At 59.6% G+C, this 18,319-nt stretch carries 13 protein-coding genes; all 13 read left to right on the plus strand.

Annotated features, from left to right (window positions below; genetic code table 11):
- Window positions 1-5 precede the first annotated feature (5 nt).
- The 13 genes from FHU12_RS06755 (at window position 6) to narI (ending at window position 18,222) form a co-directional block, all read left to right on the plus strand.
- On the plus strand, window positions 6-1,139 hold the full coding sequence (locus FHU12_RS06755) for a polysaccharide export protein (RefSeq protein ID WP_141968231.1): 1,134 nt from the start codon (window positions 6-8) through the stop codon (window positions 1,137-1,139).
- Window positions 1,140-1,166: 27 nt separating this feature from the next.
- Window positions 1,167-3,347 (plus strand): polysaccharide biosynthesis tyrosine autokinase, encoded by a 2,181-nt coding sequence (locus tag FHU12_RS06760; protein ID WP_141968233.1) that lies wholly within the window; start codon window positions 1,167-1,169, stop codon window positions 3,345-3,347.
- A gap of 4 nt (window positions 3,348-3,351) precedes the next feature.
- On the plus strand, window positions 3,352-4,650 hold the full coding sequence (locus FHU12_RS06765) for a flippase (RefSeq protein ID WP_141968235.1): 1,299 nt from the start codon (window positions 3,352-3,354) through the stop codon (window positions 4,648-4,650).
- On the plus strand, window positions 4,631-5,479 hold the full coding sequence (locus FHU12_RS06770; RefSeq protein ID WP_141968237.1) for an ATP-grasp fold amidoligase family protein: 849 nt from the start codon (window positions 4,631-4,633) through the stop codon (window positions 5,477-5,479). The genes FHU12_RS06765 and FHU12_RS06770 overlap by 20 nt, the downstream gene beginning before the upstream one ends.
- Window positions 5,480-5,485: 6 nt before the next feature.
- Entirely contained in the window at window positions 5,486-6,640 is a 1,155-nt protein-coding gene (locus tag FHU12_RS06775) for a hypothetical protein (protein WP_141968239.1), read from the plus strand.
- Between the two features lie 3 nt (window positions 6,641-6,643).
- Window positions 6,644-7,549, plus strand: a complete 906-nt coding sequence (locus FHU12_RS06780; RefSeq protein WP_141968241.1) for a glycosyltransferase family 2 protein — start codon at window positions 6,644-6,646, stop codon at window positions 7,547-7,549.
- Between the two features lies 1 nt (window position 7,550).
- The gene (locus FHU12_RS06785; RefSeq protein WP_141968243.1) at window positions 7,551-8,606 is read left to right on the plus strand and encodes a glycosyltransferase family 4 protein; all 1,056 of its coding nucleotides are present in this window, start codon (window positions 7,551-7,553) and stop codon (window positions 8,604-8,606) included.
- A 7-nt stretch (window positions 8,607-8,613) separates the two neighbouring features.
- Window positions 8,614-9,357: a glycosyltransferase family 2 protein gene (locus FHU12_RS06790; protein WP_141968245.1), complete on the plus strand. Its 744-nt coding sequence runs from the start codon at window positions 8,614-8,616 to the stop codon at window positions 9,355-9,357.
- Between the two features lie 11 nt (window positions 9,358-9,368).
- Window positions 9,369-11,228, plus strand: coding sequence for a carbohydrate binding domain-containing protein (locus FHU12_RS06795; RefSeq protein ID WP_141972914.1), 1,860 nt, complete (start codon window positions 9,369-9,371; stop codon window positions 11,226-11,228).
- A 292-nt stretch (window positions 11,229-11,520) separates the two neighbouring features.
- Window positions 11,521-15,282, plus strand: coding sequence for a nitrate reductase subunit alpha (locus FHU12_RS06800; RefSeq protein ID WP_141968247.1), 3,762 nt, complete (start codon window positions 11,521-11,523; stop codon window positions 15,280-15,282).
- A complete protein-coding gene (narH, locus tag FHU12_RS06805) occupies window positions 15,279-16,823 on the plus strand; it encodes a nitrate reductase subunit beta (RefSeq protein ID WP_016927361.1) in 1,545 nt (514 codons plus the stop codon). The genes FHU12_RS06800 and narH overlap by 4 nt, the downstream gene beginning before the upstream one ends.
- A complete protein-coding gene (narJ, locus tag FHU12_RS06810; RefSeq protein WP_049271686.1) occupies window positions 16,820-17,542 on the plus strand; it encodes a nitrate reductase molybdenum cofactor assembly chaperone in 723 nt (240 codons plus the stop codon). Before narH ends, narJ begins: the two co-directional genes overlap by 4 nt.
- A gap of 2 nt (window positions 17,543-17,544) precedes the next feature.
- Window positions 17,545-18,222 (plus strand): respiratory nitrate reductase subunit gamma, encoded by a 678-nt coding sequence (gene narI, locus FHU12_RS06815; RefSeq protein WP_025303199.1) that lies wholly within the window; start codon window positions 17,545-17,547, stop codon window positions 18,220-18,222.
- Window positions 18,223-18,319: the final 97 nt, after the last annotated feature.

Here is an 18,319-nt window from a genome sequence, read left to right on the forward strand (position 1 = left end):
CCTCCATGAATCTTCATTTGGCCCTTTTGATGCCGTTGGTCTGCACCTCCGCGCTGTTGAGCGGTTGTACGGTGGTCCCCGGCTCGCATTTACCTACCAGTGGAAAAGACATCGTCGTGCAGCAGGACGACGATTTCGATTTGAATAACCAGGTGCAGGTCTACCGCATGTCGCCGATGCTGCTACAGAAAATGCGGCGCGTAGAGCCGGTCGCCCGGCCGAATCCGGCGCTGGATCAGCGGTTGCAGAGTTATCAATACCGCATCGGCGTCGGCGACGTGTTGAACGTCACGGTTTGGGATCATCCCGAGTTGACCACGCCGGCCGGGCAGTACCGCAGCGCCAGCGACACCGGCAACTGGGTGCACGCGGATGGCACGATCTTTTATCCCTATATCGGGCGCGTGGCGGTGGTGGGCAAGACCGTCACCGAAGTGCGCAGTCTGATCGCCGGTCGTCTGGCGCAGTATGTGGAAAGCCCACAGGTGGACGTCAGCATCGCCGCTTTCCGCTCGCAGAAGGCTTACGTGACCGGCGAAGTGAAAACCTCCGGCCAACAGGCGATCACCAACGTGCCGTTGACCATCCTGGATGCGATCAACGCCGCAGGCGGCCTGACGGACAACGCCGACTGGCGCAACGTGGTGCTGACCCATCAGGGCAAGGAGCGAGCTATCTCGCTGCAGGCGCTGATGCAGCGCGGCGACATCAGCCAGAACGCGCTGCTGCAGCCGGGCGACATCCTCTACATCCCGCGCAATGACGAACTGAAAGTGTTCGTGATGGGCGAGGTGGGTAAACAAACGACGCTGAAGATGGATCGCAGCGGCATGACCCTGACCGAGGCCCTCGGATCTTCCGAAGGGATCAGCCAGACGGTGGCAGATGCGACCGGGGTGTTCGTGATCCGGCCGAGCGGCGGTAAAACCCCGCAGCGGCTGGCGACGCTGTATCAGTTCGATCTCTCCGACGCCAGCGCGCTGGCGATGGGCGCTGAATTTCAGCTGCAACCTTACGACGTCGTGTACGTCACTGCGGCGCCGGTCGCGCGCTGGAACCGTTTGATCAGCCAGCTGGTGCCGACCATCAGCAGCTTTAACGATCTCAGCGAGGCGACCTTGCGCGTGCGCAACTGGTAACTCCGCAGGGTGAACAAGGAACAGAAGATGAAAAACAATGCGCTGTCCGTGATGGTGGCCGAACAAGATGAAAAGCTGGAGTGGGAGCGCCTGATCGGGCCGCTGTGGGATAACCGTTGGCGGATCGCTGCCGTGACCGGTTTGGCCGGCGTGCTGGGTGTCGCCTACGCCCTGCTGGCCACCCCGGTGTACCAGGCCACGGCGGTGGTGCAGGTGGAGAAGCAGCTGTCCGGCGATTCGTTGCTGCGTGAAACGCTGGACAGCTCGATGGGGCAAAGTTCGGCGACGGAGGATGAGGTGACATTGGTCAAGTCACGCTACGTGCTGGGCAAAACGGTGGACGCCCTCGGCCTGACGGTGCGCGTCAGCCCGGACTATTTCCCGGTGTTCGGCAAAGGCTTTGCCCGGCTGAGCGGTGAAAAGCCGCCGGTCCTGGACATTGCCACGCTGACGACGCCGGAGGACATGCTGGACGAATCGCTAACGCTGACGGTACGCGACGGGCAGCATTACGAATTGAGCCATGACGGCGACAAACTGTTCAGCGGCGTGGTCGGGCAGCCGGTGGCGCAGGGCGGTTGGAACATGACCGTCGCGGCGCTGGATGCGGCGCCGGGCGCCAGCTTTACCGTGGTCAAAGTCGCACGTCAAAAAGCGGTGGACGATCTGCGTAAATACCTGGACGTGGTGCCGGGTGGCAAGGACAGCGGCATCATGACCTTCACGCTGCCGAGCGAAGATCCGCAGAGCGCCGAGGCGATGCTGAAGAACATCACCGACAACTATCTGCAGCAGAACGTGGATCGCAAAACGGAAGAGGCGCAGCGTATGCTGGCGTTCCTGCAAGAGCAGCTGCCGCAAACGCAAACCTCGTTGAACAACGCCGAAACCCAGCTCAATCAGTTCCGCCAGCAAAACGACTCGGTGGATCTGTCGCTGGAAGCTAAATCGGTGCTGGATACTCAGGTGCAGCTCGAGGCCCAGCTCAACGAGCTGACCTTCAAGGAAGCGGAGATCTCCAAGCTGTATACCCGCGCGCACCCGGCTTACCGGGCGCTGCTGGAAAAGCGCGCCACCCTGGAGGTGGAAAAGGCGCGGCTGGGTAAACAGGTGCAGACGCTGCCGAAAATGCAGCAGGAGATCCTGCGCCTCACCCGCGACGTGCAGGTGGATCAGCAGGTTTACATGCAGTTGATGAACAAGCAGCAGGAACTGAGCATCAGCAAGGCCGGCACGGTGGGCAATGTGCGCATCATCGACGAAGCGGAAACCGCTATCCGGCCGATTAAGCCGCAAAAGGTGCTGATCGTGCTGTTGGCGCTGCTGCTGGGCGCGGGGGGCGCCGCCTCTCTGGTGCTGCTGCGCGCGGCTTTCCATCGCGGCATCAATGATATCGATACCCTGGAGAAGCGGGGCATTAACGTCTACGCCACCGTGCCGCTGTCGCCGTGGCAGGTGAAGCGCAACCGCGAGCAGCGCCATTTGCTGCCCAAATCCGGCGGCCGGCGCTTGCCGATCCTGGCGGTGGCCGAACCGACGGACCTGTCGGTGGAAGCGATCCGCAGCCTGCGCACCAGCCTGCATTTCGCCATGATGGAGGCCAAGAACAACATTCTGATGGTCTCCGGCGCCAGCCCGGAAAGCGGCAAGAGCTTTACCAGCACCAACCTGGCGGTGGTGGTGGCGCAGGCCGGGCAGCGGGTGCTGTTGATCGACGCCGATATGCGCAAAGGCTTCCTGCACCGCTGGCTGGCGGATGATGGGCATCAGGGTCTGTCTGACCTGCTGGTGGGCAACGTGATGGCGGAACAGGCGGTGCGGAAAACCGCCATCGCCAATCTGGACTTTGTGCCGCGCGGTCAGGTGCCGCCGAACCCGTCCGAACTGCTGATGCACCGCCGTTTCGCCGATTTTCTGCGCTGGGCCGGGCAAAACTACGATCTGGTGCTGATCGATACGCCGCCGATTCTGGCGGTGACGGATGCGGCGATCGTCGGCAATCACGCGGGCACTTCGCTGCTGGTGGTGCGTTTTGAGGTCAATACCGTCAAGCAGATCGAAACCAGCATGCGCCGTTTCGAACAGAATGGGGTGGCGATCAAGGGCGTGATCCTCAACGGGATGGTGAAGAAGGCGGCAACCGACATGAGCTATTACAACTTCGCCTACCCAAGTCATCGGGAAGATCTCCCACAGGCAGGGGAATAAGCGGGTGAAGGCCATTATCACCAATGCCCTGTGGCTGATGCTCGAACGCGTTTCGCTTAGCCTGTCCGGCATCTTCGTCTCCATTTACGTTGCGCGCTATCTGGGGCCCGCGCAGTTTGGCACCCTCAACTATCTGTTGGCGACGATCGCCATCGTAGTGCCACTGGTGCAGTTGGGCGCCGACAGCATCATTTTCAACCGCGTCGCCCGCCGACAGCCGAGTGGCATTCGCCTGATGCTGGCGTCAATACGCCTGCGCCGTTGGCTGTTCCTGGTGGTGGCGCTGCCGATACTGATATGGAGCTATTTCAGCCAGTCGCCCGCCAGCCAACTGATGACGCTGTTGCTGCTTGTCAGCGCCTATTTCTCGATTCAGGACGTGTACAAGATTTATTACGATGCCCGCCTGCAGTCGAAACGCAATACGCTGATCAACAACCTGGCGCTGCTGCTGTCGATAGGGCTGCGGCTGGCGCTGGTGAGCGCGGCGCTGCCGCTGGTGTGGTTCGCGGTACCCTACATCCTCAGCAGCGCCGTCCCTTACCTGGCGCGCCTCTGGTTATTCCGTGGGGAAGCTGCGGCCGCGCCGCGGGTTACGCCGCGCCAGGCCGGGCGCTATGGCCGTTATCTGCTAAAGGTGGGCCTGCCGTTGGCCATCTCCAGCCTGTCGATAGTGATCTACACCCGCATCGATCAAATCATGCTGGGCAATCTGGTCGGCGAGCAGGCGGTAGGCTGGTTCAGTGCCGCCACCACCCTCAGTCAAGGCTGGGTTTTCGTGCCGATGGCGCTGATCACCTCGTTGATGCCGGGCATTGCCAGCTGTCGGGATCCGTTGGAGCAGGAATACCGTATCCGGGTGCTTTATCTGGTGGTCTTGGGCCTGTCGTTGCCGGTGTTGCTGGGCCTATGGTGGTTCGCCCACCCGGCGATTGCGCTGCTGTACGGTGCCGCTTTCCAACCGGCCGCCAACATCCTGGCTATTTGCACGCTGACTTCGCTGTTCTCGGTAATGGGGACAGTTTCGTATCGCAGCATCGTGCTGTTCGCCGGCTATCGCTTTATCGCCATCAAGATGCCGTTGGTGGCCGTGGCGAACGTGGTGATGAATCTGCTGCTGATCCCGCGCTACGGCCTGATCGGTGCGGCGGTGTCTACGCTGTTGGCGGAATTCATTTCGTTCTTCGTGCTGAACAGTTTATTCCGCGGCGGAAAAATTACCCGACTGCAGCTGACCTGTTTTTATTGCTTGCCGCGTCTTGTCAGCAAATTAAGGAGAGAACATGTTAAACATCCTGGTTAAAAACATTTCCAAGCGCCTGCCCGATGCCTGGCACCATCAGGTTAAATACGCGCTCTATTTCAAGAAGCTGCCGCACCTGTCAAAACCGACCGGCTTCAGCGAAAAGATCATGCGTCGCAAAATTTACCCGCGCAGCATCTACACCACCTTGTCGGACAAGTTCAAGGTACGTGAATTTATCGCCGGTCTGTGGGGCGAGGAGTATCTGGTGGAGCTGTATGCGCATGGCACTGAGCTCAGCTACGACATGTTCAGGCAATTGCCCAACGCCTTCGTGCTGAAGGCCAACCACGGCAGCGGTTATAACCGGTTGGTGTTCGACAAGCGGCAGGTTAGCTACGCGGAGTTGTACGATCTCAGCAACGCGTGGATGCGCAGCAACTTTTACGAGCAGAGTCGCGAAAAGCATTATCTGGATATCGAACCCTGCATCATGGTGGAGCGTCTGTTGCTGGATGGCGAGCAGGTGCCGAACGATATCAAGTTTCATTGTTTCAACGACAATCATGAAATTCGTATGTTCATCCAGGTGGATTATCAGCGTTTCGGCACTCATCGGCGCGATATTTTTGATATCGACTGGAACCGCACCGAAATCCGTATCAGCTTGCCGAATGCCGACGAACCGATGCCGCGCCCTACACGGCTGGACGAAATGACGCGTCTGGCTCGCCAGACAGCGCAGCAGTTCTCTTATGTCCGTGTGGATTTTTATCAGGTCGGCGAGAAGGTGTATTTCGGTGAGTTGACGTTTACGCCTGGCGCGGGGTTAAGCAAGCTGATGCCAAAAAACATTGAGCAGGAATGGGGCAGTTATTTTACTGAGTAAACACTTATGCAAAGAGTCGCCTCCAATTTTCAAATGCATGCCAACGCCGGTTATAATCAGTCGCGGGATTTAGTCAATCAATCCATCGTATTGACCTTTCTGCTGATGTTTTTCGTGAAAACCTTCCTGACTTCGGGATCGTTCAACAGCGAGCTGATTAATAAAACCGTGATGGGCCTTAATGGCCTGATGTTGCTCTATGTCGGTTATGCATTTTTTATCGCTACGCTGGCGGAAAAGGCGGTTGCGGGTTTTTTGGCTCTGTTGTTTCTGGTTAATATTGCTACCGGTCATGGGGATTATCTGTTTGGCGCGGTATTCAGCACGGCGGTGATAATTTTATTTCGCCGCATAGACATGGGGCGTGGCGCTGAAATGTTTGCCATCGCCTTTGTGGTGGCCGGGTTGCTGATGGTTATTCCCTATGCCTTTTACACCAATGGGTTTGTTTATCTTGATGAACGCTACGGCAACAGATTAACGCTGGGTTTCGATAACCCGAACACCCTGGCGTATTATTCTTTTGCCTTTTTCGCCACGCTGCTGTGCTTGATCGACCATGCGAAATTAACGCGTGGAATGAAAAATATCGCTTCGTTGGTGGTGTCGGCGTTAATTCTCCCGGTGCTGATGTATTCCTATTCTCGCACCTGTTTTATGCTGGCGTTGTTGATGTTACTGCTGTTTTGGCTGGCGCCGTTGCTGCGCGTCGCCCCCAATAGAAAAGTCTGCATCGTGCTGACGTTGGTCATTGTAGGCTTTCAATTCGCCAGCGTGATGCGCTGGGGAAGCAATCCGGCCTTGGACGTCCTATTGAACCAGGCGTTGACCGGACGAGTCTGGTTCTCCTGGCAGATGTTTCAGGCGGTGGGGTTACCTAATCCGCTGTTCGGCATGAATATAGAGCCTTATAAGCCCGTCGATTTCTTTTTCATTGCCATGTTTTATTCGGCCGGAGGAATCGCCTCTGTGGTCATGCTCTTTTGTTATTTTCACCTGTTGGGAAATATGCGCAGTCTGAGTCGATTCATGCGCTGGGTAGTGGTGGTTTTCTTGTTGACAACGTTGACGGAAACCTATTTTTTGGTCCCGGTATTTAACGTGTCGTTATTGTTGCTTTGCCGTGGAAAAGAAATGATAAATTCTAAATTGGAGGGTTAAGAAATGGATTTCTCGATCGTGATCCCTATTTATAATAGTGCACGCTACCTGCCTAAAACTCTGAAGCGGGTATTCAACGCTTGCCAAGGGTTCGACTATCAGGTGATTTTGGTTGATGATTGCTCTGACGAGGAGGACATCAAATATATTCGGCAGATAGCAGCGACCAATAGCAACGTGATGCTGCATGAGAAAAAAAAGAAGAGCAATGCGGCGGTATCGCGTAACTTAGGTATCAAGTTAGCGCAATCGGAGATCGTGTTTTTCCTCGACTCAGATGATTACTTCACGACAAATTACATTATTCGCCGCATGAATAAACATGAAGATCGCCATATTGATATTATCTTCGGTAACTATGCGGAGGTGAGCGGCGATTCGGTACGTGACTTTAATTTTCACTACAAATCCGGTTCTTCCGGCGAGGATTTTCTTTTTCTGGAGATGGGCGATATTCGTTCATCCACCATCAGCATACGTAAAAAAAGCGATCGCCGCTTTTTATTTCCCGAGTTCCTCAATAAGCATCAGGATTGGGGTTTCTTGGTCAATGCCACCAATTTGGGCGCGCATGTGGCGCACGATGCCGGCGGAGGGGTGTTTCTCGACATAGGGCGCTACGGGCGCATGACGTCGAAGCTTAATCTGGAGGCCAGTGACCGCTTTATCAATACGTTCCTCAGCCCCAGCGATCGCCATATTAGCGGATTCGCCTGCAAGCACCTGCTGGCCTCGTTGTATTCGGAAAACGCCCAGGCGTTCAACTATTACTCGTCGCGCATCGTACGGCACAGCCTGAGCGGCAAGTTCAAGGTGATCAAATGGTATGGCGATTGTCTGGCGCGGTTGGGGTTGTTCTCGGTTGGCGGCCGGCTGCTGCGCAATGTGCGCCAGGGATTCAGGAGATGATATGCAACCACGCAAGATAATCATCGTTATCGAAAATATAGCGGGCAAGGGCGGAACTGAACGGGTCGCCAGCGGTTTGGCCAATGCGCTGGCGCGTCTGCCGGGTTACGAGGTGGCGGTGTTTTCGCTGTTTGGCGAGCAGAGCTTCTTTCCGCTGGCGAGCGACGTCCGGCTGCGCTGCGGGGATGGCGATTCGCTGTTCTGGCCATGGCGGCTTGCGTTGGCACTGCGGCGTGAACGCGCGGACGTGATCATTACCGTTTCCATGGGGAAGCTGTCGGTGGTGATGACGCCTTTTCTGCGTTTGTTCTGTGCCCGCAGCCGGCTGCTGTTGAGTGAACACGTCAGCTTTCACCAGTATCCGCGGGTATTTAAGTGGTTGAAGTTGCTGGTTTACCGGCTGGGCGACCGCGTGATTTTCCTGACGCGGCAAGATAGCGACGCCATCGCTCGCTGGGTGGGGGCCGGGAAATGTCGGGTGATCGAGAACGTTTCACCGTTCGGCACGCAGGCGCCGACGCCGACGCTGCAGAAAAAGGTGGCGCTGGCGGTGGGGCGATTGAGCAATCAGAAAGGCTTCGATCGTCTGATCGCGTTGTGGCGAGGAGTGGCGGCGCAGGTGCCGGATTGGCAGCTGCTGATTATTGGCGACGGTCCGGAGCGCGACGCATTGCGGCGGCAGATTGAAGACGCCGGGTTGGAGCGGCAGGTGAGTCTGCTACCGGCCACCGCTGACGTGGCGGCCTATTATCGCCAAGCCAGCCTGTATTTGATGACTTCTCGCTATGAGGGGTTGCCGATGGTGCTGATCGAAGCCATGAGTTTCGGCCTGCCGCTGGTGGCCTACGACTGCAAGACCGGCCCGGCCGAGTTGATAGACGATGGTGTCAACGGCTATCTGGTGCCCGATGACGACGCCGCCGCCTTCAGCGAAGGGGTGATCAAACTGATGCTCGATCCGGGTTTGCGCGAGCACTTTTCTATCGCCGCGTTAGAGAAGTCTCGTCGTTTTTCTCCCGAACGTATTTATCCCGAGTGGCAACAGCTCACCGAGTGAGGACAGAATGGAAAAGATATCCGTGATAATGCCGGCCTACAATGCTGCGAACTCTATTAAAGAGTCGATTCTAGGCGTGTTGAACCAGCGATTTACCGATTATCACCTGTATGTGATCGATGATGCGTCCACCGACGAGACTGCCGAGGTGGTACGGCCGTTTATCCACGATCGCCTCACCTATATACGCAATGAGCATAACCAGGGCGTGGCGGAAACGCGCAACATCGGTATTGAGGCGGCGAAAGGCGACTATATCGCCTTCTGCGACAGTGATGACGTATGGCTTCCCAACAAGCTGTCGCGCCAGGCGAGCATTTTGCAAACTCGCCGCTACGACGTGGTGTGCTCCCATTATTACACCTTCGAAGACGACCTGAAATTGATCAAAAACACCCGTGGTGCGGATGAGCTTATTGGTTATCAGGACATGTTGAAAAGCAACTGGATCGGCAATCTCACCGGGATCTACAACCAGAAGCGCATCGGTAAGGTGTACCAGCAAAAGGTGGGCCATGAGGACTATTTGATGTGGCTGGCGGTGCTGCAGAAGGCGCGTAACGGCCTGGCCTACTGCATTCCCGAACCGCTGGCCTGTTACCGATTGTCTACCCACTCGCTGTCGGGTAACAAAATCCGCGCCGCGGACTGGCAATGGCGGATTTACCGTCAGCATTTGGGGCTGTCTTACCAGAAATCCTGCTATCTGTTTGCCACTTATCTGTTCAACGCCGTGGTGAAAAGGAAATGATCATGAAGGGGATGTACCAGATGGCGGCTCTGGGCTGTTGCGCCTGGTGGAGCGCTTCGGCTCTGGCGCAGAGCTGCCAACCCAATCTGTTGGCCAACCCCGGCTTTGAACAGGGGCTCAGCGGCTGGCGTGCGCAGGGCGCACAGGCCGACGGCGATGCGCACAGCGGCCGTGGCAGTTTGCGTTATGACAATGCAGATGCCACGCAGTACCGTACCTTCAACCAGGCGCTGCAGGTCGTGCCCGGGCAGACGATCGATTTCGGCGTCTGGCTCAAGACCCAGGGCGTACGCGGGCAAAGCCGCGACGGCGGCGCCGGGGTCTATCTGCAGAGCTTTGATGCGCAGGGGCGCTTTCTGGAAGGCAGCTATCCGGCTGGGGTGACCGGCGACAGCGGCTGGCGGCAGGTGAGCGCCAGCTATACCGTGCCGCCGCAGGCGGCGCGAATCACATTTGGCGTCTATCTGCGCAAGGGGAGCACCGGTACCGCCTGGTTTGACGACGCCTATGCGTGTGCTCGAGCGCCTACGCCGGCGTTGTATCAGCTCGGCGCGTCGGCACAGGGGAAGGTCGACACGCTGTTGGTCACTTCGCAGCCGCAGCGTTTGCAGGTCGACAGCGAATTGCTCAATGCCGAGGGGCAGGTTGTTCACAGTAGCCGCGACCGTTATCAGGTTGAAAGGCAGCGCCGTATCGAATACCCACTGCCGACCGGCCTGGCCCAGGGGGAGTACCGCCTGCGTCAGCAGGTCACCGGTCAGCAATCCCAGCCGGCACAGGGCAGCGAGCTGTCTTTTCGCGTCGGCCAGCCTGCGGCCAAAGTGGCGATCGACAGCGAAGGCTTTACCCTGCGCGACGGTCAACGGCTTTTCCCGTTGGGCATTTACGCCAACGTGGCTACCGATGAGCATTTGGCGCGCATCGCATCGGCGGGATTCAACACGGTGCTGAACTATGATTATGGGGAAAAGAAAGATCCTTACGCCTTTTTCCGCAACGCACGTCAGCGCGGGCTGCTGGTCATTTACTCCGTCAAAGATCAGTACCGCGGCAGCCGTTTCGCGCCGGCCGTGCGCGGTGGCGACTACGTGGCGATGACGGCCTGGTATGTGCAGCGCTTGCGCTCTCAGCCCAACCTGCTCGCCTGGTACATCAACGATGAGCTGGGGCCGGAATATCTCGATAAGATCGAGGAAAAAAACCTGCAAATAAAGCGGCTTGACGGCGATCATCCCACCTTCCAGGTGTTGAACAAAACCGGGGAATTGGACGCCTACTTTAACAGCAGCGACATTTTGGCGACCGACCCTTACCCGGTGGGGAACGATCGCGATCTGACGCGCACCACGCGTTATACCGAACTGACGGTGCAGGCCGCCCGCCAGGCACGCGGGGCCTGGGTGGTGATGCAAATCATGGATCACGCCGCTTATGATGCCCGCCGTAAGCCACATCCGCCGTCAGAGGCAGAAATCCGCAACCAGGCCTGGCAGGCGCTGATCGGCGGCGCCAAGGGGCTGTTGTTTTATTCTTATACCGATCTGTTTTACAAGCGTAAAACCGGCCGCTTCGACCAACGGGAGTTTGACGCCACCTGGCGTGGCGTGGCTGCCGTGTCGCAACAAATTGCCGCTTTCACCCCTTATCTGCTGACGGGAAAATCGACGCCGCTGGCGGGAAGCGATCCGCACATGCCGGCGCGGATGTTTATTCTGGGCGATCGCGCCTTGCTGCTGGTAGCCAATCCTTACTATCGAGAGGGAAGCACCCGATTGCGCCTTCCGGCGGGCTGGCGGCGGCAGGGAGAGGGCTCGGAGGTCAAGCTGGCGTTGCCCGCCGTGGGCACCGCGACGCTGTGGCTTCAACGCTGAACGCGTCGAGTGAACGACACGCGGGAGGTCTCTCCCGCGTCCTACCCCCAAATACCCCGCCTTGCCTCCCGTCCGTCATCCTTCGTCGTGAATTCCTGATTTATTAATTTAGATTCAATTAATTAAGATTAGGTCTCGCACCTATACTTTGGTGGTATTTCTCACCCAGCGCGCGCGTCGCCTCCCGCTTTCTCTTGATCGCAATCAATTTGCCGCCGGTTGGCCGTCAGTAGGCTGGCGGCAGATTGAGCATGTCTTCTTATAACGACAAGAGCCTTCAGGAGCATTCCGGATGAGCAAATTTTTAGACCGTTTCCGCTATTTCAAGCAGTTGGCGGAGCCTTTTTCTGGCGAGCACGGCCAGACTTTGAACACCAACCGCGACTGGGAAGACGGCTACCGCAGCCGTTGGCAGCACGACAAAGTGGTGCGTTCCACCCACGGCGTGAACTGCACCGGTTCCTGCAGTTGGAAGATCTACGTGAAGAATGGTCTGGTGACCTGGGAAACCCAGCAAACCGACTATCCGCGCACCCGGCCCGATCTGCCCAACCATGAACCGCGCGGTTGCCCGCGCGGCGCCAGCTACTCCTGGTACCTGTACAGCGCCAACCGGCTGAAATACCCGCTGATGCGCAAGCGTCTGCTCAAGCTGTGGCGCGAAGCGAAAGCGCAGCACAGCGATCCGGTCGCGGCCTGGGGCTCTATCGTCGGCGATGCGGAAAAAGCCAAAAGCTACAAGGTGGCGCGCGGCCGCGGCGGCTTCGTCCGATCCAGCTGGCAAGAGGTCAATGAACTGATCGCCGCCGCCAACGTCTATACCGCCAAAACCTTCGGGCCGGATCGCATTATCGGCTTCTCGCCGATCCCGGCGATGTCGATGGTGTCCTACGCCGCCGGCGCCCGTTACCTGTCGCTGATTGGCGGCGCCTGCCTGAGCTTCTACGACTGGTATTGCGATCTGCCGCCGGCCTCGCCGATGACCTGGGGCGAGCAGACCGACGTGCCGGAATCCGCCGACTGGTACAACTCCTCCTACATTATCGCCTGGGGCTCCAACGTGCCGCAGACGCGCACCCCGGACGCCCACTTCTTTACCGAAGTGCGTTACAAGGGCACCAAAACCGTGGCGGTGACGCCGGACTACGCCGAAGTCGCCAAGCTGTGTGACCACTGGCTGAATCCGAAGCAGGGCACCGACAGCGCGATGGCGTTGGCGATGGGCCACGTGATGCTGAAAGAGTTCCATCTCGATCGCGAAGTCGGCTACTTCCGCGACTACGTGCGCCGCTATACCGACATGCCGATGCTGGTGCTGCTGGAAGCGCGTGAAGGCGGCCACTACGCCGCCGGCCGCCTGTTGCGCGCCGCCGATCTGGTGGACGGATTGGGCCAGGAAAATAATCCCGAGTGGAAAACCGTCGCTATCGACAGCCGCAGCGGCGATCTGGTGGCGCCGCAGGGTTCCATCGGCTTCCGCTGGGGCGAGAAGGGCAAGTGGAACCTGGAACAGCGCGAAGGCAAGTCGCAACAGGAAGTCGAGCTGCAGCTCAGTCTGTTGGGCATGCATGACGACGTCGCCGAGGTGGGCTTCCCGTACTTCGGCGGCGCCGACAGCGAACATTTCAACAGCGTGGCGCTGGACGAGATCCTGCTGCACAAGCTGCCGGTGAAACGCCTGCAGTTGGCGGACGGCAGCGAAGCGCTGGTGACCAGCGTGTATGACCTGACGCTGGCCAATTACGGTCTGGAGCGCGGGCTGGGCGACGCCAACTGCGCCGCCGACTATGACGAGGTCAAGGCTTACAGCCCGGCCTGGGCCGAGCAGATCACCGGCGTGTCGCGCCACAACATCATCCGCATTGCCCGTGAGTTCGCGGAAAACGCCGAGAAAACCCACGGCCGTTCAATGATCATCGTCGGCGCCGGCGTCAACCACTGGTATCACATGGACATGACCTACCGCGGCCTGATCAACATGCTGATCTTCTGCGGCTGCGTCGGCCAGAGCGGCGGCGGCTGGGCGCACTACGTCGGCCAGGAAAAACTGCGGCCGCAAACCGGCTGGCTGCCGCTGGCGTTCGGCCTCGACTGGCAGCGCCCGCCGCGCCACATGAACAGCACCTCGTTCTTCTACAACCATTCCAGCCAATGGCGCTATGAAACCGTCGGCACCGACGAGTTGCTGTCGCCGCTGGCGGACAAGTCGCGCTTCGGTGGCAGCCTGATCGACTTTAACGTGCGCGCCGAGCGCATGGGCTGGCTGCCGTCGGCACCGCAGCTGGGCACCAACCCGCTACGCCTGGCGGAGCAGGCCCGCGCCGCCGGCCAGTCGCCGGTCGAGTTCACCGTCGACGGCCTGAAAAACGGCACGCTGGGCTTCGCCGCCGAGCAGCCGGACAATCCGCAGAACTTCCCGCGCAACCTGTTCGTCTGGCGCTCCAACCTGCTGGGCTCCTCCGGCAAGGGCCATGAGTACATGCTCAAATACCTGTTGGGCACCGAAAACGGCATCCAGGGGAAAGATCTCGGCCAGCAGGGCGGCGTGAAGCCACAGGAAGTGGAATGGCGCGAGCAGGGCGGCGAAGGCAAGCTGGATCTGGTGGTGACGCTCGATTTCCGCATGTCGAGCACCTGCCTGTACTCCGACGTGGTGCTGCCGACCGCCACCTGGTACGAAAAAGACGACATGAACACCTCCGACATGCACCCGTTCATCCATCCGCTGTCGGCGGCGGTCGATCCGGCCTGGGATTCGAAGAGCGACTGGGAGATTTACAAGGGGATCGCCAAGGCCTTCTCCGAAGTGTGCGTCGGCCATCTGGGCCAGGAAACCGACGTGGTGACCTTGCCTATCCAGCACGATTCCGCCGCCGAACTGGCGCAGCCTTACGGCGTGCAGGACTGGAAGAAAGGCGAATGCGATCTGATCCCCGGCAAAACCGCGCCGCACATCATCGCGGTGGAACGCGATTACCCGGCCACCTACGAGCGCTTCACCTCGCTGGGGCCGCTGCTGGACAAACTGGGCAACGGCGGCAAGGGCATCAGCTGGAACACCCAAACCGAGGTCGACTTCCTCAAGCAGCTTAACTACGTCAAGGCCGACGGCCCGGCGGCGGGGCGGCCGAAGATCGAGAGCGCGATTGACGCGGCGGAAGTGATCCTGTCGCTGGCGCCGGAAACCAACGGCCAGGTGGCGGTAAAAGCCTGGGAGGCCCTGAGCAACGTCACCGGCCGCGATCACCGGCATCTGGCGCTGAACAAGGAAGACGAGAAAATTCGCTTCCGCGACATTCAGGCGCAGCCGCGCAAAATCATCTCCAGCCCGACCTGGTCCGGTCTGGAAGACGAACACGTTTCCTACAACGCCTGCTACACCAACGTGCACGAGCTGATCCCGTGGCGCACCCTCAGCGGCCGTCAGCAGCTGTATCAGGACCATGAGTGGATGCGCGCCTTCGGTGAAAGCCTGCTGGTATACCGGCCACCGATCGACACTCGCGCCGCCCAGCCGCTGCTGAACAGCAAGCCGAACGGCAACAAGGAGAAAGCGCTGAACTTCCTGACGCCGCACCAGAAGTGGGGCATTCACTCCACCTACAGCGACAACCTGTTGATGCTGACGCTGTCGCGCGGCGGCCCGATCGTCTGGCTGAGCGAAGACGACGCCAAAGATCTGGGCATCGCGGACAACGACTGGATCGAGGCCTTCAACGCCAACGGCGCGCTGACGGCGCGCGCGGTGGTCAGCCAGCGTATCCCGGCCGGCATGACCATGATGTACCACGCGCAGGAGCGCATCGTGAATCTGCCGGGCTCGGAGATCACCAGCCAACGCGGCGGCATTCACAACTCGGTGACCCGCGCCTGTCCGAAGCCGACCCACATGATCGGCGGCTACGCGCAGCTGGCCTATGGCTTCAACTACTACGGCACCGTTGGCTCCAACCGCGACGAGTTCGTGGTGGTGCGCAAGATGAACCGCATTGATTGGTTGGACGACGAAGGCAACGACTACGCGCAGGGCAGTCAGCAGGAGAACAGCAAATGAAAATTCGTTCGCAAGTCGGCATGGTGCTGAATCTGGACAAGTGCATCGGTTGCCACACCTGTTCGGTCACCTGCAAAAACGTCTGGACCAGCCGCGAGGGTATGGAGTACGCCTGGTTCAATAACGTGGAAAGCAAGCCCGGCGTCGGTTATCCGCACGCCTGGGAAGATCAGGAAAAATGGAAGGGCGGCTGGATCCGTAAAATCAACGGCAAGCTGGAGCCGCGCATGGGCAGCCGCGTCGGCGTATTGTCGAAAATCTTCGCCAACCCGGACGTGCCGGCGCTGGACGACTACTACGAGCCGTTCGATTACGACTACCAGCATCTGCACACCGCCAAACAGGGCAAGCACCAGCCGGTGGCCCGCCCGCGCTCGCTGATTACCGGCCAGCGCATGAACAAGATCGAAAGCGGCCCGAACTGGGAAGAGATCCTCGGCGGGGAATTCGAAAAACGCTCGCAGGACAAGAACTTCGATAACCTGCAGAAGGCGATGTACGGCCAGTTCGAAAACACCTTCATGATGTACCTGCCGCGCCTGTGCGAGCACTGCCTCAACCCGGCCTGCGTCGCCACCTGCCCGAGCGGGGCGATCTACAAACGCGGCGAAGACGGCATCGTGCTGATCGACCAGGACAAGTGCCGCGGCTGGCGCATGTGCCTGACCGGCTGCCCGTACAAGAAAATCTATTTCAACTGGAAGAGCGGCAAGTCCGAGAAGTGCATCTTCTGTTACCCGCGTATCGAAGCCGGGCAGCCGACGGTCTGTTCGGAGACCTGCGTGGGCCGCATCCGCTATCTCGGCGTGCTGCTGTACGACGCCGATCGCATCGAGCAGGCGGCGGCGGTGGAAAACGACAAAGATCTGTATCAGAGCCAGCTCGATATCTTCCTCGATCCGCATGATCCTAAGGTGATTGCTCAGGCGCTGGCGGACGGCGTGCCGCAGGGCGTCATTGAAGCCGCCCAGCAGTCGCCGGTGTACAAAATGGCGATGGACTGGAAGCTGGCGCTGCCGCTGCACCCGGAATACCGCACGCTGCCGATGGTGTGGTACGTGCCGCCGTTGTCGCCGATTCAGTCCGCCGCCGACGCCGGCGAGCTGGCGCACAGCGGCGTATTGCCGGACGTCGAGAGCCTGCGCATTCCGGTGCAGTATCTGGCGAATCTGCTGACCGCCGGCGATACCGAACCGGTACTGCTGGCGCTGAAGCGCATGCTGGCGATGCGCCACTACAAACGGGCGGAAACCGTCGACGGCGTGGTGGACACCAGCGCGCTGGAACAGGTTGGCCTGAGCGAAGCGCAGGCGCAGGAGATGTACCGCTACCTGGCGATCGCCAACTATGAAGATCGCTTTGTGGTGCCGTCGAGCCACCGCGAACTGGCACGCGAAGCCTTCCCGGAAAGCAAGGGGTGCGGTTTTAGCTTCGGCGACGGCTGCCACGGCAGCGATGGTAAGTTCAATCTGTTCAACAGCCGCCGTATCGATGCCATCGACGTGACCGCGAAAACCGCGCGGCCGGAGGATGCCTCATGATCAGCCTGAAAGTGATCGCCCGCCTGCTGGATTACCCGGAGCAGGCGCTGTTTGACCATCAGCAGGCGCTGATCGAAGCGCTGGAACCGGCCAGCGAGCTGGATCTGCACCACAGCGCGCAGCTGATTCTGTTTATCCGCCGCCTGTGCGCGCGCCCGTTGCTGGACGCGCAGGCCGATTATTGCGAGCTGTTCGATCGCGGCCGCGCCACCTCGCTGCTGCTGTTTGAGCACGTGCACGGCGAGTCGCGCGATCGCGGCCAGGCGATGGTTGACCTGATGGCGCAGTACCGCGCCGCCGGGCTGGAGATCGACAGCCGCGAGCTGCCGGATTTCCTGCCGCTGTACCTGGAGTATCTGGCCAGCCGCAGCGCGGCGCAGGCGCGGGAAGGGTTGCAGGACATCGCGCCGATCCTGGCGCTGCTGGGGGCGCGCCTGCAACAGCGCGAAAGCCCCTACGCGGTGCTGTTCGATCTGCTGCTGGCGCTGTCCGGCAGCGAGGTGCAGGCCCAGGCGTTGGAGACCCAGGTGGCGCAAGAGGCGCGTGACGATACGCCGCAGGCGCTGGATGCGGTGTGGGAAGAGGAGCAGGTCAAGTTTCTCGGCGAACAGGGCTGCGCCTCCGCCCAGCAGACGGCGCACCAGCGGCGCTTCGCCGGCGCGGTAGCGCCACAGTATCTGGATCTGACGGATGCGTTAACCGGAACCAAAGGACGCTAATCATGCAATTTTTGAATCAGTTCTTCTTCGACATCTACCCTTATCTGGCCGGCGCGGTGTTTCTGATCGGCAGCTGGTTGCGTTATGACTACGGTCAGTACAGCTGGCGCGCCGGCTCCAGCCAGATGCTGGATAAAAAGGGCATGCGGCTGGCGTCCAACCTGTTTCACATCGGCATTATCGGCATCTTCGCGGGCCACTTCCTCGGTATGCTGACGCCGCACTGGATGTATGAGGCCTTCCTGCCGATCGACGTGAAGCAGAAACTGGCGATGATCGCCGGCGGCGCCTGCGGCCTGATGACGCTGATCGGCGGCGCGCTGTTGCTGAAGCGTCGCTTGACCAACCCACGGGTGCGCGCCACCAGCAGCTTCGCCGACATCATGATCCTGACGTTGTTGGTGGTGCAGGTGTGCCTGGGCCTGCTGACCATTCCGTTCTCCGCCCAGCATATGGACGGCAGCGAAATGATGAAGCTGGTGGCCTGGGCGCAGGCGGTGGTGACCTTCCACGCCGGCGCCTCTGCGCACCTGGAAGGGGTGGCGATTATCTTCAAACTGCACATGGTGCTGGGCATGACGCTGTTCGTGCTGTTCCCGTTCTGCCGCCTGGTGCACATCTGGAGTGCGCCGGTAGAGTACCTGACCCGCCGTTATCAGCTGGTGCGCAACCGCCGCTGAGCCTGACCCCGCCGCCGCTGATCGCCAGCGGCGGCGCTATTCCGATAATTCCCCCGCCGTCTGCCCATTCTCGCCGCCTTGTCGTAAACTAACTGTC

The organism is Serratia marcescens, from assembly GCF_006715005.1.
Taxonomy (GTDB): Bacteria; Pseudomonadota; Gammaproteobacteria; order Enterobacterales; family Enterobacteriaceae; genus Serratia; species Serratia montpellierensis.